Annotated in this window: 19 protein-coding genes; 15 read left to right on the top strand and 4 right to left on the bottom strand. The window is 72.0% G+C overall.

The window, feature by feature from the left end:
* Positions 1–52 precede the first annotated feature (52 nt).
* The 10 genes from ABTY62_RS04700 (at position 53) to ABTY62_RS04655 (ending at position 9915) form a co-directional block, all read left to right on the top strand.
* Positions 53–1837: a CpaE/TadZ family protein gene (locus tag ABTY62_RS04700; RefSeq protein WP_352127917.1), complete on the top strand. Its 1785-nt coding sequence runs from the start codon at positions 53–55 to the stop codon at positions 1835–1837.
* Positions 1815–2222, top strand: a complete 408-nt coding sequence (locus ABTY62_RS04695) for a TadE/TadG family type IV pilus assembly protein (protein ID WP_352127916.1) — start codon at positions 1815–1817, stop codon at positions 2220–2222. The genes ABTY62_RS04700 and ABTY62_RS04695 overlap by 23 nt, the downstream gene beginning before the upstream one ends.
* A 495-nt stretch (positions 2223–2717) precedes the next feature.
* Positions 2718–4076 (top strand): TadA family conjugal transfer-associated ATPase, encoded by a 1359-nt coding sequence (locus tag ABTY62_RS04690; protein ID WP_352127915.1) that lies wholly within the window; start codon positions 2718–2720, stop codon positions 4074–4076.
* Positions 4077–4082: 6 nt separating this feature from the next.
* Positions 4083–5021: a type II secretion system F family protein gene (locus ABTY62_RS04685; protein WP_352127914.1), complete on the top strand. Its 939-nt coding sequence runs from the start codon at positions 4083–4085 to the stop codon at positions 5019–5021.
* Positions 5022–5034: 13 nt separating this feature from the next.
* A complete protein-coding gene (locus ABTY62_RS04680) occupies positions 5035–5928 on the top strand; it encodes a DUF5936 domain-containing protein (RefSeq protein WP_352127913.1) in 894 nt (297 codons plus the stop codon).
* A 453-nt stretch (positions 5929–6381) separates the two neighbouring features.
* Positions 6382–6546 carry a membrane protein gene (locus ABTY62_RS04675; protein ID WP_014176788.1) on the top strand — a complete coding sequence of 55 codons (165 nt, stop codon included), beginning with the start codon at positions 6382–6384 and terminating at the stop codon, positions 6544–6546.
* An 8-nt stretch (positions 6547–6554) separates the two neighbouring features.
* Entirely contained in the window at positions 6555–7250 is a 696-nt protein-coding gene (locus ABTY62_RS04670; RefSeq protein ID WP_352127912.1) for a hypothetical protein, read from the top strand.
* Between the two features lie 56 nt (positions 7251–7306).
* Entirely contained in the window at positions 7307–7900 is a 594-nt protein-coding gene (locus tag ABTY62_RS04665) for a hypothetical protein (RefSeq protein ID WP_352127911.1), read from the top strand.
* A 7-nt stretch (positions 7901–7907) separates the two neighbouring features.
* Positions 7908–8543, top strand: coding sequence for an OmpA family protein (locus ABTY62_RS04660; RefSeq protein ID WP_352127910.1), 636 nt, complete (start codon positions 7908–7910; stop codon positions 8541–8543).
* 58 nt (positions 8544–8601) lie between these two features.
* Positions 8602–9915: an SLC13 family permease gene (locus ABTY62_RS04655; protein ID WP_352127909.1), complete on the top strand. Its 1314-nt coding sequence runs from the start codon at positions 8602–8604 to the stop codon at positions 9913–9915.
* A gap of 58 nt (positions 9916–9973) precedes the next feature.
* Here the strand turns inward: ABTY62_RS04655 and ABTY62_RS04650 are convergent, their stop codons facing one another.
* Entirely contained in the window at positions 9974–10384 is a 411-nt protein-coding gene (locus ABTY62_RS04650) for a cold-shock protein (protein WP_352127908.1), read from the bottom strand.
* A 107-nt stretch (positions 10385–10491) separates the two neighbouring features.
* Positions 10492–10887: a DUF192 domain-containing protein gene (locus tag ABTY62_RS04645; protein ID WP_352127907.1), complete on the bottom strand. Its 396-nt coding sequence runs from the start codon at positions 10885–10887 to the stop codon at positions 10492–10494.
* 71 nt (positions 10888–10958) lie between these two features.
* Here ABTY62_RS04645 and ABTY62_RS04640 point away from each other — a divergent pair, with 71 nt between their 5' ends.
* From ABTY62_RS04640 to ABTY62_RS04620, 5 genes are all read left to right on the top strand, one after another.
* Complete coding sequence (locus ABTY62_RS04640; protein WP_502997401.1) at positions 10959–11711, top strand: prepilin peptidase; 753 nt, start codon at positions 10959–10961, stop codon at positions 11709–11711.
* Between the two features lie 344 nt (positions 11712–12055).
* Positions 12056–12817, top strand: coding sequence for an isoprenyl transferase (locus tag ABTY62_RS04635; RefSeq protein WP_311727677.1), 762 nt, complete (start codon positions 12056–12058; stop codon positions 12815–12817).
* Between the two features lie 403 nt (positions 12818–13220).
* On the top strand, positions 13221–14558 hold the full coding sequence (gene phoH2 / locus ABTY62_RS04630; RefSeq protein WP_352127906.1) for an RNA 5'-3' helicase PhoH2: 1338 nt from the start codon (positions 13221–13223) through the stop codon (positions 14556–14558).
* Positions 14559–14995: 437 nt separating this feature from the next.
* The gene (locus ABTY62_RS04625; RefSeq protein WP_502997400.1) at positions 14996–15712 is read left to right on the top strand and encodes an aggregation-promoting factor C-terminal-like domain-containing protein; all 717 of its coding nucleotides are present in this window, start codon (positions 14996–14998) and stop codon (positions 15710–15712) included.
* 138 nt (positions 15713–15850) lie between these two features.
* Complete coding sequence (locus ABTY62_RS04620) at positions 15851–17383, top strand: AI-2E family transporter (RefSeq protein WP_352127904.1); 1533 nt, start codon at positions 15851–15853, stop codon at positions 17381–17383.
* A gap of 60 nt (positions 17384–17443) precedes the next feature.
* On the opposite strand, the gene menC is transcribed toward ABTY62_RS04620, so the two are convergent.
* Together menC and ABTY62_RS04610 are read right to left on the bottom strand one after the other, a co-directional pair.
* Positions 17444–18556, bottom strand: a complete 1113-nt coding sequence (gene menC / locus ABTY62_RS04615; RefSeq protein ID WP_352127903.1) for an o-succinylbenzoate synthase — start codon at positions 18554–18556, stop codon at positions 17444–17446.
* Positions 18553–19428 (bottom strand): GNAT family N-acetyltransferase, encoded by an 876-nt coding sequence (locus ABTY62_RS04610; RefSeq protein WP_352127902.1) that lies wholly within the window; start codon positions 19426–19428, stop codon positions 18553–18555. Before ABTY62_RS04610 ends, menC begins: the two co-directional genes overlap by 4 nt.
* Positions 19429–19515 lie beyond the last annotated feature (87 nt).

Genomic DNA, 19515 nt, shown 5'->3' with positions numbered 1-19515 from the left:
CGACGACCCGACAAGCGGCGGGCCGCGGGAACATGAGTGAGGCGGTGCCCCGGTGACGATCAGAATCCTTCCGGCCGTCGGAGATCCCGACGCCGCCCGCGCGCTCGGCGGGCTGCTCGGACAGCTGCCGGGCGTCGAACCATCCCCACCGGTGGGCGACTCGACCCGGCTGCTCGACACCCTCGCCGCGCTGGCCGCCGCCTCCCTGGAGGACCTGCCCGAGGTCGTCCTGGTCCATGAGCGGATCGGCCCGGCCCCCGCGCTCGAACTCATCCGCGAGATCGCGCTGCGCTTCCCGGCCGTGGGCGTGGTGCTGGTGACGGCGGACGCCGGGCCCGCGCTCTACTCCGCCGCCATGGACTCCGGCGCCCGCGGCATCGCCGGGCTGCCGCTGGCGTACGACGAGCTGGCCGCCCGCGTCCAGGCCGCGGCCCAGTGGTCCACCGGCGTACGGCGCCACCTCGGGGGCGGTGGCGAGGCGATCGCCACCGGGCCCGGCGGGAAGCTGGTCGCCGTCGCGGGCGCGAAGGGCGGGGTCGGTACGACGGTCACCGCCGTACAGCTCGCGCTGGCCGCGCAGGCGGCGGGCCGCAGGGTCGCGCTCGTCGACATGGACCTCCAGTCCGGCGACATCGCCTCCTACCTCGATGTGCAGTTCCGGCGGTCGATCGCCGACCTGGCGCAGATCAACGACATCACGCCGCGCGTGCTCCAGGAGGCGGTGTTCACCCACCAGACCGGCATCGGGCTGCTGCTCGCCCCCGGCGAGGGCGAGCGCGGCGAGGAGGTCTCCGACCGCGCGGCCCGGCAGGTCGTCAGCGCGCTGCGGTCGCGCTTCGAGGTGGTGATCGTCGACTGCGGTACGCAGATGACCTCGGCGGGCGCGGCCGTCGTCGAGATCGCGGACCTCGCGGTGCTGGTGACCACCCCGGACGTGGTCGCGGTGCGGGCCGCCAAGCGCATGGTCCGGCTCTGGGACCGGCTCCAGGTCCGCAAGGCCGAGGACACGGTCGCCGTCGTCAACCGCCACACCCGCAGCGCGGAGATCCAGCCGCAGCTGATCGAGCGCGCGACGGGCACCCGGATGGCCCGTACGGTGGTGCCGGCCGGCTTCAAGGAGCTCCAGCCGGCCGTGGACTCGGGCCGGATGCAGGACCTGGACGCCAAGTCGGCCGTCAAACAGGCGCTGTGGGGCCTGGCCGGGGAGCTGGGCCTGGTGGAGCCGGGCCCGTCTGGTGCGGCCATGGGCCCGCCCGGCCGGGCGCACCGCGGGCACCCCGGCCCGGCGGACCACCGCACGCTCGCGGGCAGCCGGCAACGCCGTGCCATAGGAGTGGGCGCCGACGACCCGAGTGGCCTCGGGGGCGGCGGGGGCGCGGGCGGGGGCGGCGGCGATGCGGGCACCGGCCCGGAGTCGCTGCGGGAGGTCCCCTCCACGCCCTCCAGGCGCTTTATGCGCAAGCGGGGCGGCGACCGGGGCCAGGTCGCGGTCGAGTTCCTCGGCGTGCTGCCGCTGGTGCTGGTGGTACTGGCAGTCATCTGGCAGTTCGTGCTGCTCGGTTACACGTACTCGCTGGCGGGCAACTCCGCCGACAAGGCCGCCCGTGCGGGCGCCGCGGTCGGCGGGGACGCGGGCGCCTGCCAGGAGGCGGCGCTGGACGACCTCCCGGGGGCGTGGCAGGGCAGCGCGGAGATCACCTGCGGCCAGAGCGCGGATGGGGTGTGGAAGGCCACGGTGAAGGTGCACGTCCCGGTGCTCTTCCCCGGGGCCGCGGACTTCCCGTGGCCGGTGACCGGTTCCGCGGGGGCGGTGGATGAGCAGGCGGAGGGGGTGTGAGGCGATGGCCGGGCGCGGGGCACGCGACCGGGGGTCTGATCGGGGGTCTGCCTCGATCGAGTTCCTCGGCTTTCTGCCGGTCCTGCTCTTCGTCGCGCTGGCCGCGGTCCAACTGGGCCTCGCCGCGTACACCGTGCAGCAGGCGGGCACGGCGGCCCGCGCGGCGGCGCGTACGGCCTCGCTCGACGAGGTGCGGACCAGCCCGGCGGCGGCCGGGCGGGCGGCGATGAGCGGATGGCTGGCGGACGGCACGGACGTCGGCATCACCCCCTGCGGGGACGGCCGGGCACGGGCGACCGCGACGGTGCAGATTCCGTCGGTGATTCCCGGGGTGAGCTTCGGGAGCGCGGAGAGGAGCGCGACGATGCCGTGCGACGACGGCTAGGGGACCTTTCCCCCACCCCGCCCCTTCCCGATACCGGGGCTCCGCCCCGGACCCCGCTTCGGGGCTCCGCCCCGGACCCCGGGTTGGGGCTCCGCCCCGGACCCCGGGTTGGGGCTCTGCCCCGGACCGCGGGTTGGGGCTTCGTGCCGGGCCCGGGTTGGGGCTCCGTGCCGGACCCCGCCTCGGGGCCCAGCGCCGGACCTGGTTTCGGGGCTCGCGCCGGAGCCTGGGCTTGGGGCTCTGCCCCGGACCGCGGGTTGGGGTCCGCTCCGGACCCCGCCTCGGGGCTCTGCGCCGGGGCTCGGGTCGGACCCCGGCCTTGGGGCCCCAGGCGGAGCCCCAAGCGGGGCCTGGGGCGGAGCCCCGGGTTCGGGGGCCGGGGCAGAGCCCCGGGTTCGGGGGGCCGGGGGCTTGCCCCCGGTTCGGGGAGGGGCGGGGTGGGGAAGAACTCGCCGCGCAGCGTTACCGCAGAACGAGACCACGAGGAGGACACCGATGAGCCTGCGGGCACGCATCACCGCGCCCGAGGGGCCCGGTGAGGGGCGGGAGGACGGGCATCTCGTCTCCGTCTACCGCGCCAAGCTGCTCGAGGAGATCGACCTCGCGGAGATGTCCTCGCTCGCCGCCGGCGAGCGGCGCTCCCGCCTGGAGCGCGTCCTCGGGCACATCATCAGCCGCGAGGGCCCGGTCCTGTCCACCGCCGAGCGGTCCCAGCTGATCCGCCGCGTCGTGGACGAGGCGTTGGGGCTCGGGGTGCTCGAACCGCTCTTGGAGGACGCCTCCATCACGGAGATCATGGTCAACGGCCCGGACCAGATCTTCGTGGAGCGCGCGGGCCGGGTCGAGCTCGTCCCCGTGCGCTTCGCGTCCGAGGAGCAGCTGATGCAGACCATCGAGCGGATCGTCTCGACGGTCAACCGCCGCGTGGACGAGTCGAATCCGATGGTGGACGCCCGGCTGCCGTCCGGCGAGCGGGTCAACGTCATCATCCCGCCGCTCGCGCTGACCGGCGCCACGCTCACCATCCGCCGCTTCCCGCGCGCCTACACCCTGCACGAGCTGATCGGCATGGGCACGCTGGACGAGCAGATGCTGCTGCTGCTCGCCGCGCTGGTGCGGGCGAAGTTCAACGTGGTGGTGTCCGGGCCCACCGGATCGGGCAAGACGACGCTGCTCAACTCGCTGTCCGGACTGATCCCGGAGGGGGAGCGGATCATCACCGTCGAGGACGCGGCGGAGCTACAGCTTCAGCAGACGCATGTCATCCGCCTGGAGTCCCGGCCGCCCAACGTCGAGGGCAAGGGCCGGATCACCATCCGCGACCTGGTGCGCAACTCGCTGCGCATGCGCCCCGACCGCATCATCGTCGGCGAGGTGCGCGGCGGGGAGACGCTGGACATGCTCCAGGCCATGTCCACCGGCCACGACGGCTCGCTGGCGACCGTGCACGCCAACAGCGCGGAGGACGCGCTGATGCGGTTGCAGACGCTCGCCTCGATGTCGGATGTCGCCATTCCGTACGAGGCGCTGCGCGACCAGATCAACAGCGCGGTGGACTGCATCGTGCAGCTCGTGCGGCACGCCGACGGCTCGCGGCGGATCAGCGAGATCGCGCTGTTGGACAGCCATGGCCACGACGACTACCGCATCGCGACCGTCTCCCGGTTCGACGCCCAGCCGATGGCCGGGGACCGGGTGGTGCGCGGGCGGTTCTCGTACTTCCCGCTCCCGGAGCGGGTCGCGGAGCGGCTGCGGCTGGCGGGCGAGTCGGTGCCGCCCGCGTTCGGCGTGGCCGCGTTCCCGGCGCAGCTGAGCGTGCGCGGCGCCGTGTACAGCCCGACGGAGCGGAGGTAGCCGGGCATGGACCAACTGGCGGTGGTGACGGTCGGGGCGACGCTGGTGTGCGGCGCGCTGGGCGTCGCGGGCGTGCACACGTACGCCAAGGGCAAGGTGGCCCAGCGGGCGCTGTTCGACCGGCTCTCCGATACGGGGCCGCTGCCGCTGGCCGGCCGGCCGCACCGCTTCGCGCGGGTCGACCGGCGGCTGCGCGCCACCTCGCTCGGGCGGAAGCTGGAGCTGCGGCTGGCCTCGACGGGTCTTGAGATCACCCCCGGTGAGTTCTTCGTCTATACGGCGGCGGCGGCGATCGGGCTGTGGCTGGTGGCGGCGTCGCTGCTCGCGGCGTTCTTCGGGCCGATCGCGGCGGTGGTCGGCGTCTGGTCGGCGTTCGCGTTCCTCAACTGGCAGCGGCAGAAGCGGATCGAGAAGTTCATCAACCAGTTGCCGGAGCTGTCGCGGATCCTGGCCAACGCCACCCAGGCGGGGCTCGCGCTGCGCACCGCGCTGGGCATGGCGGCCGACGAGATGGAGGCCCCGGCCGGGGAGGAGCTGGCCAAGGTCGCCGACAAGCTGGCCGTCGGCCACTCGATCGACGACGCGCTGGGCGAGCTGGCCGAGCGGCTGCCGTCCCGGGAGCTGGTCGTCCTGGTCACCACGCTCGTGCTGTCCAACCGCGCGGGCGGGACGGTCGTCAGCTCGCTGCGCAATCTGACCCAGACGCTGGAGGAGCGGAAGGAGACCCGGCGCGAGGTCCGCACCCAGCTGTCGCAGGTCACGGTCACCGCGTATGTGGTCCCGCTGATGGGGATCGGCACGCTGCTGCTGATGAACCGGATCGCGGACGGGTCGCTGGACCGGATGACCTCGTCCTTCTGGGGACAGGCCGCGGTGGTGGTGGCCTTCGGGCTGTACGGGATCGGCTTCTTCCTGATCCGCCGCATGTCGAAGATCGACGTCTGAGGGGGCGGCGGACATGGCGATCGGTGTGCTGCTGGCGCTGGTGGCGGGGTTGTCGGTGGCGGGTGTCGCGTACGGCGTCGCGCTCTACCGCAGCGAGGCCAAGCTGCCCAGCGACCTGGCGGTGGCGCTGGAGGTCGGGGCGACGCGCACGACGGTGGTCGGCTCGGCCGTCGACCGCCTCGGCATGCGCTACGCCCCGTTCGTGCTGCGGCTGATGGGCGAGAAGCGGGTCGCCAAGGTGCGTCGCCGGATCGATCTGGCGGGCAATCCGGGCGGGTTGACGGTGGACCGCTACGCGGCGCGGCGCGCGGTGTACGGCATCCTCGGCTTCGGCGGCGCGCTGGTGATGCTGATGAAGGGCCAGCTGCTGCTCGCCCTGGTGCTGGTCGCCTTCGGCCTGTCGTGGATCGAGGTGGGCATCTGGGCGGCGGTGCGGGAGCGCCGGGCCGCCATCGAGCGGACGCTGCCCGACTTCCTGGACGTTCTGGCGGTGGTGGTGAGCGCCGGGCTTGGCTTCCGGCAGGCGCTGGACCGGGTCGCGGAGAAGTACGAGGGGCCCTGGGCGGATGAACTTCGTATCACCCTCCGGCAAATGGACATGGGGGTGAGCCGCAGACAGGCGTTCGAGGAATTGCGGAAGCGGAACGACTCGGACCAGGTCGCCCAGTTCGTCACCGCGCTCCAGCAGGGCGAGGAGCTCGGCGCGCCGATTGTCGAGACGCTGATCGCCATTGCGAACGATATGAGGCGTACGGACGCGCAGAACGCCCGGCGCCGCGCGGCCCGCGCGGTGCCCAAGGCGACCATGGTGATCACGACCTTCATGGTGCCCGGCACGATGATCCTGCTCATCGCGGGATTCTTCGTCGGCTCGGGCACGGACTTCGGCTCCATTACGGGGGATTGACCGCACTGACACCGGTGGGAGGAGACCCGCGATGACCGATGTCCCGTACCGCACATCCCTGGCATGGCCCGCGTCCGGCGCCGCGTCCGGCCATGTCTCGCAGCACATCTCGCCCCCGCAGGAGCAGTTGCTCTCGGCCGCCGCGGTCTCGAATCCGTCTCCATTCGACGAAGTTGCTTCGCGATTGCAATCGGATGTGGGACAGTCGTCTCCGGAGAACTCCTCGGGGCCGGGAGGGGGTGAATCGTATGGGCCGCGCCGGCCGGAATGCTGACTCGAACGTCAGCCGGAAGGGGAAGGCGCGGTTCGGACGCCTCGCAATGGGCAGGCAATGGTGCCGTGGGCACTGTTCCCGGGTAGGTGTTTCGGCGTACTTTGCTCGTGTCGCGAGCGACACCACGGGGGTTGAGTCGCCGGACCGGAGCGGTACGGCCACCCATGGAGGGGAACACAATGGGGAAGCGCGTCATGCGGAACGACCGGGGGCAGACCTCGATCGAATACCTGGGCATCATCGCCGTGGTGGTCGCCATCGTCCTGGTGCTGTCGACCACGGACTTCGGCAGCATGATCGCGAACGCCATCTCCGACAAGATCTCCGAGGTCGTCGGCATCTGACCGGCTTCGTGACCGCCCGTCGCTCCCGCCGCCTCGCCGGTGACGCGGGGCAGGCATTCCCGATCTACATCACCGCCGTGGCGGGCCTGCTCTTCCTCGCGCTGGCCCTCTTCGCGGTCGGCCAGGCAGGGGCCACCCGCAACGGCGGACAGACCGCCGCCGACGCGGCGGCGCTCGGCGCGGCCGAGGACTTCCGCGGCCAGCTGCGCAAGGGGCTGCTGGACGCGATCACCAGCGGTGAGGTCCTGGAGGATCTGGCGGACCTGCTCAACGGCCGTGGCTTCGACCCGCCCGGCGACCCGTGCGACCAGGCGCAGTGGTTCGCCGGCGAGAACGGCGCGGATGTCGTCGACGGCGGGTGCGTCCCGGGCTATCTGCCCGTCTCCTTCACCGTCACGGTCAGGACCAGCAAGGCGGTCGGCAAGTCCGTCATCCCGGGTACGGAGACCAAGCACGCGACCGCGCGGGCCAAGGCGGTCGTGGAACCGCGCTGCACGTACCAGGAACCGACCCCGCTGCCCGACCCCACCGGGGACGGCGACAAGGACGAGGACGGCAAAGGCGACGGCAAGGACGACGGGGGCAAGGACGAGAAGTCCGTCATCGATCTGGTCTGCGAGGGCAGGAACATCACCATCGACCCCGAGCATCTGGATCTCTTCCCCGACGCCAAGGACCTGTTCTCCGTGCATCTCGCCGACTGACGACCGATGACTGACGAGCGAACGAAGAGTCAACGAAGAGTAAGGGACAGCGAGCGATGAGCATTCGGCACACGACGAAGGCCCGGAGGGGGGTCGCCGTGGGGGCTCTCGCGGCGGCCCTGGCCCTCGCCGTGGCCGGGTGCGGCAGCGACGACGGCAAGAAGCCGGACGAGGGCGGGGGAAAGACGTCCGCCGCCGCCAAGGACGACCGGTCCGGGGACGACGGCCCGGACAGCGAGCCCGCGGCCGACTCGTCCAAGACCATCGGCGAGATCAAGGGGCCGAACGGGATCGTGGTCACGCTGCACTCCGCGGTCCGGGACAGCGGCGGGTTCGTCACCGTGAACGGGACGGTGACCAACCGCGGGGAGCAGCCCTTCAACGCCGTGGACTGGCGCTCCAAGGAGACCGAGATGAGGTCCCGGTCGTCCGTCTCGGGCGCCTCGCTCGTCGACCAGTCGGGCAAGAAGCGCTATCTGGTGCTGCGGGACACCGACGGGGAGTGCCTGTGTACGACGGGGCTCTCGGGGATCAAGCCGGACGAGAGCCGACCGCTGTTCGCCCAGTTCCCGGCGCCGCCGTCGAGCGTCACCAAGGTCGACTTCCAGATCCCGACCATGCCGTCGGTCAGCATCGAGCTCACGGGCTGAGCGGGCGATGACCACACTCCGCGACCGCCGCGCCCGTACCCGAGCCCGCCGGGGCTCTCTCCTCGCCGCGCTCGCCTCCACCGCGCTCCTGGTCGCCCCGTCCCCCGCGGCCCGCGCCGACAGCGGGCCCGGCGCCCCCGCGGACACCACGCCGCCCGTCAAGATCGACACCGGCGACTCCGATCTGCGGATGCCCGGGAGCGCGAAGCTGGCCCCCGGCCGCGTGCTCGACATCAAGTCGGTCGTCGAGACCGACGACGGGGACGAGCGCCGCGAGGACACGAACGCCAAGGTCAAGTTCGCCCTCCAGGCCGAGGTGCTGTTCGGCAAGGACAGCTCCAAGCTGGGCGGCGAGGCCAGCGCCCGGATCAAGGCCATCGCCCAGGAGATCGAGAAGCAGAACGCGACCAGCGTGCGGGTCTTCGGCTTCACCGACGACCTGGGCTCCGCGCTCCATGGCATCAAGCTGTCCAAGGAGCGGGCCAACGCCGTCCAGCGCGCGCTCTCGGCCGACCTGGACTCCGCCGTCCAGTACGAGATCCGCGGCTACGGCGAGCAGTACCCGATCGCGGACAACTCCACGGAAACGGGTCGCAAGAAAAACCGCCGGGTAGAGGTCAGCTTCGCCCGCGCGGGGGAGTAGGCCCCGGCTCCTGCCCAGGGGGCCGTGGGTGTGCACCCCGGCGCGTATCCCATGATGGATGTGTTTGTCGCATCCGGACCGGGAGTCCCCCCTGAGCACCGCCCTCACCGAGACCATATCCGCCGCCCTGCTGCTGGGCGTGCTCGCCTTCGCCGTCGTACGGCCCCGGGGGTGGCCCGAGGCGGCCGCCGCGGTGCCCGCCGCGGGGCTTGTGGTGGCGGTCGGGGCGGTCTCGCTGCCCGAGGTGTGGCAGGTGACCCGCAGACTGCTGCCGGTCGTCGGCTTTCTGGCCGCGGTGCTGCTGCTGGCCCGGATGTGTGCGGACGAGGGGCTCTTCGAGGCCGCGGGAGACGCGGTGGCCCGGGCCTGCCGGGGCCGTACGGACCGGCTGCTGGCCGGGGTCTTCGCGGTGGCGGCGCTGGTCACCGCGGTGCTCAGCCTGGACGCCACCGTGGTGCTGCTGACCCCTGTGGTGTTCGCCACGGCCACCCGGCTCGGCGCCCGGGCGCGCCCGCATCTGTACGCGTGCGCCCACCTGGCGAACTCCGCGTCGCTGCTGCTTCCGGTGTCGAATCTGACCAACCTGCTGGCGCTGAAGGCCAGCGGGCTGTCGTTCACGCGGTTCGCCGTGCTCATGGCGCCCGCGTGGCTGCTGACCATCGGCCTCGAGTACCTGGTCTTCCGTCGCTACTTCGCCGCCGACCTGGCCGCCGGGGCCGCGCTGCCGCCGCCCGCCCGGCGGCCGGAGGTGCCGGTGTTCGCCCTGACCGTGCTCGTGCTGACCCTGTGCGGCTTTGTCGCCACCTCGCTCGTCGGCGTGGATCCGGCCTGGGCGGCCTGGGCCGGGGCCCTGGTGCTGGCGGTGCGCGCGGTGGCGCGCGGGCGGGAGACGGTGCGGGGCGCGGTGGCCGCCACGGGTCCGCTGTTCTGCCTCTTCGTGCTCGCGCTGGGGGTCGTGGTCCAGGCCGTGCTGGCGGGCGGGCTGGGGACCGGCCTGGCGCGGCTGCTCCCCGGCGGCGCCGGGCTGCCCGCGCTGCTCGCGATCGCCGGGGTCGCGGCCGTCCTGGCCAACCTCGTCAACAACCTCCCCGCCACGCTCGCGCTGCTGCCGATCGCCGCCGCGGGCGGGCCAGGCCCGGTGCTCGCCGTGCTGATCGGGGTCAACCTGGGGCCGAACCTCACCTACGTCGGCTCGCTGGCCACCCTGCTGTGGCGGCGCGAGATCCGCGCCTACGGCGTGGGCGCGGGCCCGAGCCGTACCAGCGGCTCCGGGCTGGGCGACTTCACCCGGCTCGGGCTGCTGACCACACCGGCCACGATCGTGGTCGCGACGGTCGCGCTGTGGGCGATGCTGACGGTCACCGGGGCCTGAAACGGAAACCGCCGCGGCAGGGCGAGGCCCCGCGCGGCGGTCCGGTGTGGTGCTGGGTTCAGGACTCGATCCAGTTGTGCGCCTGGGCCAGCTCGATCACGCGTCTGCGCACCTGCTTGATCTGGTCGGCGGTCAGCGTGCCGCCCACCTCGACCAGCGCCTCGGTCAGCTCCTGCCGGAACTCGGCGACCGACAGCACATCGCACATGGTGTCGTCGCCCGAGTCCGCCGCCGGGCCCGGCGTGTGGATCCGGACGGCGGCCCGCTGCACGACCCGTACTTCGGCCGCCTTGGGGCCCTTGTCCCCGTACTCCGGCACGAACTCCACCTTGCTGCCCGGCTGGAACAGGTGCTTCTCGTCCAGCAGGTCGTTCGCGTGCATGAAGACGTCTTCGCCGCCGTCGTCGGGGGCGATGAAGCCATAGCCGCGAAACTCGTCAAACCGCAGAATTTTGCCCGTGGTCGTCACCGTGCAACCCCTACCCCTGTACCTCTACCTCAAGGACCTCGATCCGCGACCGAGGGTGTCCAACCATGACACCGAGGCCTCAGCGTACAGCTCGGGTCCTGCCCCGGCTATGCGTCCGGGCGCCCGATGGCGACCCGGGTCCCGGCCCGCAGCCCCCAGCGTTCCATCGCGCCGGTCTCGGCCTCCAGCACATGGCGCGCGCGGGGGCGGGGCAGCCCGAACCGGCCGGGGCGCATGGTGCGCACGGCCAGGACGGTCAGCCGGCGGTCGACGTAGGCGACGTCGATGGCGAAGCGCATCCCGAGGGTGTGGACGCTGCTCGCGGGGGTGAGCAGCAGCGCGCCGGCCACCCCGTCCCGGCCGAGCAGCCCGCGGGTGCGGGCCCGGTAGGAGGCCGCGATCTCCAGGGGGATGCCGGCGGCGCGGCTCTCCCCGTCCGGCCCGGCGCCGGGCTCCGGGTCGAGTACGTACAGCGTCCCCGTGCCGTCCCGCCAGTGACCCATCCCCGCCCATCCCTGGTAGCCGATGTCCGGAGCGAGTGTCGCACCCGGCCGCGCTTTCGTAGGCTCGGCCCGTGCCTGTGCCCCCGGTCGTCCTGGTCGTCCTGGCCGCCGCCTACGGCGCGGCGGCCGGGCTGCTCGTGCCCCGTGCCCGGTACCGGCTGGCCGTCGAGCCCGAGGAGCCGTGGCGGGCGGTGTGCCCGCGCGGGCACGCGCTCACCGGGGCGGCCCGGGGCTGGCTGGGGCTCGCCCGCTGCCCGGGCTGTCCGGACGGCGAGCGGGACTACGGCACGGGCAGGCCCTGGGCCGCGGCCCTCACCGCGCTGGTGTGCGGGGTGCTGGCGGCGGCCGTCGGCGCGCGCCCCGAGCTGGCGGTGTGGCTGCTGCTCACGCCGCCGATGGTGCTGCTGGCGGGGGTGGACCTGGCGGTGCACCGGCTGCCGGACGTGCTGACGCTGCCGCTGGCCGCCGGGGCGGCCGCGCTGCTCGGCGTGGCGACGCTGCTGCCGCACAGCGCCGGGTCCTGGCGGCGGGCGCTGCTGGGCGGGGCGGCGCTGAGCGGCGCGTATCTGCTGCTCTTCCTGATCAGCCCGAGCGGGATGGGGTTCGGCGATGTGAAGCTGGCCCTGGGGCTGGGGGTCGCGCTCGGCTGGTACGGCTGGGCGGTGCTGGTCCTGGGCGCGTGCGCGGGGCTGCTGCTGGGCTCGTGCTACGCCGTCGCGCTGCTCGCGACGCGCCGGGCGACCCGCGGAACCGGGATGGCGTTCGGCCCCTTCATGATCCTCGGGGCCTGTGCGGGGCTGGTGCTCGGGGGGCTCGCGGCCTGACGGCGGCGGCGCATTCCCGGCGGCTTTCCCGGCGACATTCATTGTCACCCTCGCCGATGCCTGGACTATCCCTCACAAAGCGTTATGGTGGAAGCCCCCCCTCGGGCCGGTCCGTATCCCCCCCACGGACCGGCCCGCTTCTTTCTCGGGCGATTCCGGGGCGTACCGGCCATGATCTGGGACGGAGCGCTCATCGCAACACTACGGAGCGTGATGTATTGGGGGGTGGGCAGGCGCTCGCGGGGGCGCACCCGGTTCGCCAGCGCCCCCCGCCCGCAGTAGGGTGTCGGCCCTGGGCGGACCGCCAATCGCAAGTCATGCAAGGCACTGAGGGGCTGGAAGACGTGAAGTTGCGCGACCTGGTGTACGGGCTCTACGCACGCCGGGTGGAAGGCCGCCTCGACCACGCCCAGGTGCCCAAGCACATCGGTGTCATCCTCGACGGCAACCGCCGCTGGGCCCGCGCCGCCGGGGGGACGATCGAGCAGGGGCACAAGGCGGGCGCGAGCAAGATCCAGGAGCTGCTCGGCTGGTGCAGTGAGACGGACGTCGAGGTCGTCACGCTCTGGCTGCTGTCCACCGACAATCTGGACCGCCCCGAGGAGCAGCTGGTCCCGCTGCTGAGCATCATCGAGGGCGCGGTGCGCGATCTGGCCTCCGACGGCCGCTGGCGGGTGCACCACGTCGGAAACCGCGATCTGCTGCCCGCCCACACCCAGACGGTCCTCAAGGAGGCCGAGCGGGACACCGAGCACATCGACGGGATACTCGTCAATGTCGCCGTCGGCTACGGCGGCCGGCAGGAGATTGCCGACGCGGTGCGTTCGCTGCTGCACGACCACGCGAGCAAGGGCACCACCTTCGACGAGCTCGCGGAGATCGTGGACATCGACCTGATCTCCGAGCACCTGTACACGCGCGGCCAGCCCGATCCGGACCTCGTCATCCGCACCAGCGGCGAGCAGCGGCTGTCGGGGTTCATGCTCTGGCAGAGCGCCCATTCGGAGTACTACTTCTGCGAGGTCTTCTGGCCGGCCTTCCGCAAGGTCGACTTCCTCCGCGCGCTGCGTGACTACGCCGCGCGGCACCGGCGGTACGGCGGCTAGTCCCGTACCCGGTACGGCAGTCGGGGCCGGGCGCCTCATCCATCCGTACGGTTTCCGTTACGACCTCACCTCGCCCCGCAACGGGCGGGTTTCACAACGTTCATGCGCACGCAGTCATATGCCATTGCATGGCTGCGCACGTTCGAGGGAATATCCCTTCCAGGTCGACGCCCTGCCCCAACTGTCCTAGGGGTGTCGAACTGCCAGCGGACGGCATTGGCCCGTTCGCCCGGGAGGCCCTTTGCACACGGACGACTGTGCGGATCGTGCGTATGACGCGGAGGGCCGGCGCTCGGCCCTTCGCGTGGGGTCTGAGCCCGGTCCGTCCCCCCGCCTGCGGCCGGGGGACCCGTTCCCGCGACGCCGTCGCACCCCAACCTCTCCCGAGGGGGTTCGTCCACCCGTGGTGACCAGCAAAAAACGCCGCGAGCAAGACCGGCGCACCTATGTTCTCGACACCAGCGTCCTGCTCGCCGACCCGAACGCCATGGCCCGCTTCGACGAGCACGAGGTCGTGCTGCCGGTCGTCGTGGTCACCGAGCTGGAGTCCAAGAGGCACCACCCGGAACTGGGTTACTTCGCCCGGCAGGCGCTGCGCCTGCTGGACGATTACCGGATCCGGTTCGGCCGTCTGGACGCCCCGATCCCGATCGGCGATCTGGGCGGCACTCTGCGCGTCGAGCTCAACCACTCCGACCCGGGCATCCTGCCCGCCGCCTTCCTGACCCATGGCGGCCGGGTGGGCGACAACGACTCGCGGATACTCGCGGTCGCCAGGAACCTCCAGGCCGAGGGGTACGACGTCACGGTCGTCTCGAAGGATCTCCCGCTCCGTATCAAGGCCTCCTCGGTGGGGCTGCTCGCGGAGGAGTACCGCGCCGAGTTGGCGATAACCGACTCCGGCTGGACCGGGATGGCCGAGCTGAGCGTCACCGCCGAGCAGGTGGACGACCTCTTCGCGGCCGAGACCGCGCATGTCCCCGAGGCGGCGGAGCTGCCGGTGCACACCGGTCTTGTGCTCCAGTCGGAGCGCGGCAAGGCGCTGGGCCGGGTCACGCCGGACGGCCAGGTGCGACTGGTGCGCGGCGACCGCGAGGCGTTCGGGATCCACGGGCGGAGCGCGGAGCAGCGCATCGCGCTGGATCTGCTGCTCGACCCGGACATCGGGATCGTCTCGATGGGCGGCCGGGCCGGCACGGGCAAGTCGGCGCTGGCGCTGTGCGCCGGTCTCGAGGCGGTGCTGGAGCGCCAACAGCACCGGAAGGTGATGATCTTCCGGCCGCTGTACGCGGTGGGCGGGCAGGAGTTGGGCTATCTGCCGGGCACCGAGGCGGAGAAGATGAGCCCGTGGGCCCAGGCGGTGTTCGACACGCTGTCGGCGGTGACCACCTCGGATGTGATCGAGGAGGTCGTGGGCCGCGGGATGCTGGAGGTGCTGCCGCTCACCCACATCCGGGGCCGCTCGCTCCATGACGCCTTTGTGATCGTGGACGAGGCGCAGTCGCTCGAACGGAACGTCCTGCTGACCGTTCTGTCCCGTATCGGCGCCAACTCCCGGGTGGTACTCACCCATGACGTGGCACAGCGGGACAATCTGCGCGTCGGGCGTTATGACGGCGTGGTCGCGGTGGTCGAGAAGCTCAAGGGACACCCGCTGTTCGCCCATGTCACCCTCACCCGCTCCGAGCGGTCGCCGATCGCGGCCCTGGTGACCGAAATGCTCGAAGACGGCCATATCTGAGGCAGTTGAGGGGGGTAAGTGACCCCGCGTGACCCAGGCGCCGCGCGGCTGAGCCCAAAGAGCTTAGTCGCGCGGCGTCTTGGTGCGCTCGGATTTCCGAAAATCCTAGGGTGTAAACGGGGTGTGAGCTTTCACACTCAACGGGGAATTGCCTCCGGGCGTCCGCTTCCGGCAGTGTGTGGGTCCTGTCAGGCCCCGCATACGGCACACCAGTACCCCCAGCGGTACGGAACCACGGCAGTACCAGAACTAAACAGCGTCGCCGTATGCCGCCCGAGCACCTTGCGGCCCTCCCGAGGGAGGGTCCACCGGGCCCGTGCCTCCCGTGACCAGCCGTGCCCATGAGTAACAGGGGGACGGAACAAGGGGAAGCCAGCGCCAGGGGCACGATTGCGTCCGCGAGGTCACCTAAGCGGGCGATGCTGGAAGGAAACCGTGTGAGCCGGATTTCGGTCCGGGGATTCGCAGTGGCCTCCGCCACCGCGGTCACCACTGTGGGCGCTGTCGTCGGTGTCGCCGCGGGCGGAGAGCAGGGCTCTTCCGACCCGATGGAGGCGGCCGCCGCCGACTCGACGCTCCTCGCGGACATACCCGCCGGCCAGCAGGCCGTGGCGCAGACCGCATCCCTGTCGCAGCAGGCGGACGTCCAGTCCACCGCGGCGGACGCGGAGGCGAAGAAGTCCGCGGAGGAGGCCGCTCGCAAGCAGGCCGCCAAGGACGCCAAGGCCAAGAAGGTTCAGGCGGAGAAGGAAGCCGCCGAGGTCAAGCTCGCCAAGGAGCGCGAGGAGGCCGCCAAGAAGAAGCTCGAGGCGAGCCGTTCGGCCGCGCGCGACGCGAGCAGCTTCACCCAGCAGGCTTCGTACACCGTCGCGCAGGTCCAGGCCATTGCGCGGCAGATGGTCCCCGCGGACCAGTTCCAGTGCTTCAGCAACATCGTGAACCACGAGAGCACCTGGAACTACCGGGCCGAGAACCCCTCCTCGGGCGCGTACGGTCTGGTGCAGGCGCTGCCGGGCACCAAGATGGCCTCGGCGGGCGCCGACTGGCGGACCAACCCGGCCACCCAGATCAAGTGGGGTCTGGGCTACATGAACGACCGCTACGGCAGCCCCTGCGGCGCCTGGTCGTTCTGGCAGGCCAACAACTACTACTGATACCTCCCGGCCCGATCGGTCGCCCCAGGTGTTCAGCTTCGGGAAACCCCCGACCGCAACCGGTCGGGGGTTTCCCGCGTCCTGAGCCTGTAACGTCTTCCCGGAGACCGCGGGGGAACTGGGGGTAGGGGAAGCGAAATGTCCGCATTGCCACACTGGGTCGGCAGAATGGGCGCCGGTCTGACACGGCTGGCCGAGCGGCTGGAGCACCAGGCCAAAGCCGCCGATCCCGCCGATCCCGCCGACCGGGGCGACACATACACCGACGACGGCAGGGATCGCGGCGAGGGCCGCGCAGTCGCCGAGGGCGCCGAGAGCCCTGCCCCGGAGCGCACCGCCGCGGAGCGTCCTGCCCCGGAGCGCCCAGCCCTGGAGGGTTCGGTCCTGGAGGGCCCCGCCCCGGAAGGCCCCGGTCGCGAGGATTCCGGCCGTGAGGATTCCGGTCGCGAGGATTCCGGCCGTGAGAGCGAGCTCCCGGTCCGGCAGGAGCCGGCCAGCGTGCCCGCCCCGCCCGCCTACGCCCCCGCCATCTCCGCCAAGCCCGACCCCGTCGCCGCCGTCCCCTGGGGCGTCCGGGTCGCCGCCGAGGTCGGCTGGCGGCTGCTGGTCCTCGCCGGGACCGTCTATGTGCTGATGACCGTCATCAGCGCCGTCGAGCTGGTGGTGCTCTCCTTCACCGTCGCCCTGCTGATCACCGCGATGCTGGAGCCGACCGTCACCCGGCTGCGGAACCGGGGCGTCCCCCGTGGCCTGGCCACGGCCATCACCTTTATCTCCGGCTTTGTGATCATGGGCCTGGTCATCTGGTTCGTGGTCTGGCAGGTCATGGAGAACGTCGACGACCTGTCCAGCAAGGTCCAGGCGGGTATCGACGATCTGCGGCGCTGGCTGCTCAACAGCCCCTTCCATGTGACCGAGAAGCAGATCAACCAGATCGCCAACAACCTGCGCGACGCGATCGGCGCCAACACCGACGAGATCACCTCGGCCGGTCTGGAGGGCGTCACGGTCATCGTGGAGGTGATGACCGGCATCCTGCTGGCGATGTTCAGCACGCTGTTCCTGCTGTACGACGGGCCGAAGATCTGGTCCTGGTTCCTCAAGCTCGTCCCGGCCCCGGCCCGTGACGGTGTGGCGGGCGCGGGCCCGCGCGCCTGGACCACGCTCACCGCCTATGTGCGCGGCACGGTGATAGTGGCGCTGATCGATGCCATCGCCATCGGCGTCGGCATCTTCTTCCTCGATGTCCCGATGGCCGTCCCGCTCGCCGTCTTCATCTTCCTCTTCGCCTTCATCCCGCTCGTGGGCGCCGTGGTCTCCGGCGCGCTGGCGGTCGTGGTCGCGCTGGTGACGGAGGGCGTGTGGACGGCGGCGATGGTGCTCGTGGTGGTGCTGGCCGTGCAGCAGATCGAGGGCCATATCCTCCAGCCCTTCATCCTGGGTCGGGCGGTGCGGGTGCACCCGCTGGCCGTGGTGCTCTCGGTCGCGGCCGGCTCGCTGATCGGCGGGATCGGCGGCGCGGTGGTGGCCGTACCGCTGGTGGCGGTCGCCAACACGGTGGTCGGCTATCTGCGTTCGTACTCCAAGGAGGCGGCGCTGCGCACGACCCCGGGGCCGCACGGCTCCACCGCCGCGGAGATCGCGCCGACCCGGCGTGACGAGGGTGCCTGAGCCGCCGCCCGAGGGCCCGTAGGGCCCGGGGCGCGCGGGCGGTGGCTCACAACGCGCCCGCTACGGACGGCGGTACAGGGTGCGGCGGGAGGCGGTGAAGCGGCGCAGCACCTCCGGCAGTGGATCGGTGCCGATGCCGGGCGCGGTGGGCACCCGCATGTGCCCGTCCACCAGAGTGAACGGCTCGGTGATGTCCTCGGCGAAGTAGCGGCTCGACGCCGAGGTGTCGCCCGGCAGCGTGAAGCCGGGCAACGCGGCCAGCGCCAGGTTCGGCGCCCGCCCGACCCCGGTCTCCAGCATCCCGCCGCACCACACCGGGACGCCGTGTGCCATGGCGACGTCGTGGATGCGCCGGGCCTCCAGATAGCCGCCGACACGGGCCGGCTTGACGTTGATCACCCGGCAGGCGCCGAGGGCGATCGCGGTGGCGGCGGCCCGGGCCGAGGTGATCGACTCGTCCAGGCATACGGGCGTCCGCAGCCGCTCCGCGAGCCGGGCGTGCCCGTACATGTCGTCCTCGTCGAGCGGCTGTTCGATGAGGAGCAGGCCGAACTCGTCCAGCATCCGCAGGTGTTCGGCGTCGGCGAGGGTGTACGCGGTGTTGGCGTCGACCTGGAGCGGCAGGTCGTCGCCGAAGTGCTCACGGACCGCCCGGACGGGCTCGATGTCCCAGCCCGGCTCGATCTTCAGCTTGATCCGCAGATAGCCCTCGGCGAGGTACGCCCCGACCTCGTCGAGGAGCCGTGGCACCGATCCGCTGATGCCGACCGACACCCCTGCGGGCACCCGGTCCCGGACCGAGCCGAGCAGGGTGGCGATCGGCATCCCGTGGGTGCGCAACTCGGCGTCGAGCAGGGCGGTCTCCAGGGTGGCCTTGGCGAGCAGATGCCCCTTGACCCCGGCCATCGCCGGGGCCAGGGCGGCGCTGGAGACCTCGGGCAGCGCGGTGACCCGGGGCACCAGATGCTCGGCGAGCACGATCTCCGCCCCGGCGACGAACTCCGAGCAGTACAGCGGCTCGGGGTCGGCCGCGAACTCCGACCAGCCCTCGGCGCCGTCCGTCGTGACATGCAGCAGGAAGGTGTCCTTGCTGGTCATCGTCCCGAAGGAGGTCCGGAACGGCGTCACCAGGGGAATCTGGACATGCAGCAGCTCGATGTGCTCGATCTTCACGCGGTCGCCTCCGGGGTGAGCAGGTACCAGCCGTCGCGGGTCATGGCGGTGGCCACGAAGCCCTCGGCGAACGCCTCGGTGAACACCTCGCGGACAGCGTGCCGCCAGCGCAGCGCCGCCGTGGCGTCGGTGGCGCGCAACGCGACCACATCGGCCGGCACCCGGCACCAGATCCGGTCGCCGTCGCGGACGGCCAGCGGGCCGCCGTCGGGGGCCATGCGGGTCACGGGCGCGGCCTGCCGTGAAGCGGTCGCCTCTCCGTCCCGGCTCCCGGTGCCGTGCGCGCCGCCGTCGAGCAGATCCCAGCGGGCGGTCAGCCGGTCGCTCTCGTCGCCGTCGTTGAGCCCGTCGCGCATCGGCCCGTAGAAGTCGATCAGGTACTCGACGCCGACCGCGCCCAGCTTGACCAGGTTGAACCGGGCGTTGCGACCGACCAGCGGATCGAAGGTCCACACCATGGCCCTCGCCCCGTGCCGCAGCGCCCAGCCCCGCTGGGCCTGCTTGAGCGCGAAGCCCACCCCCCGGTCGGAGTGGCGTGCGGCGGCGACCAGCGAGTAGACGGCCCCCGTCCCGGGCGGCGAGAACACGGCGGCGGTCGCCCCGACCAGTTGCGGGCCGTTGTACGCGCCGAGCACTTCGCCGCCCGCGTGGCACAGGCTGCTCAGCAACTCGGCGGGGTACGGCGGGTTGGTGCGGGGGGTGCGCCATACGTCGGCGAAGAAGTCGGCGACGGCCGCGATTCCGGCGACGTCCTCGACGGGCCGGATGGTGACACCGCCCGGCGGGGCGGCCGGGCCGGCCGGGACCGGGGCGGTCGCTGTCGTCGCCGTGACGGTCTCCGGTGAGGGCTGGAATCTGGTTTCACGCTTCACCGGTCCGATTTTCGGGCGCCGCGCGCCCCAGGGGACTGGACGCACAGGCAAGAGGCCCCGGCGATCGTTGTACGATCGGCCAAAGCG

It is taken from the genome of Streptomyces sp. NPDC097640 (assembly GCF_040302705.1).
Taxonomy (GTDB): Bacteria; Actinomycetota; Actinomycetes; order Streptomycetales; family Streptomycetaceae; genus Streptomyces.
The sequence above is the reverse complement of the archived record's forward strand: the minus strand, read 5'-3'. Positions and strand labels throughout refer to the sequence as shown.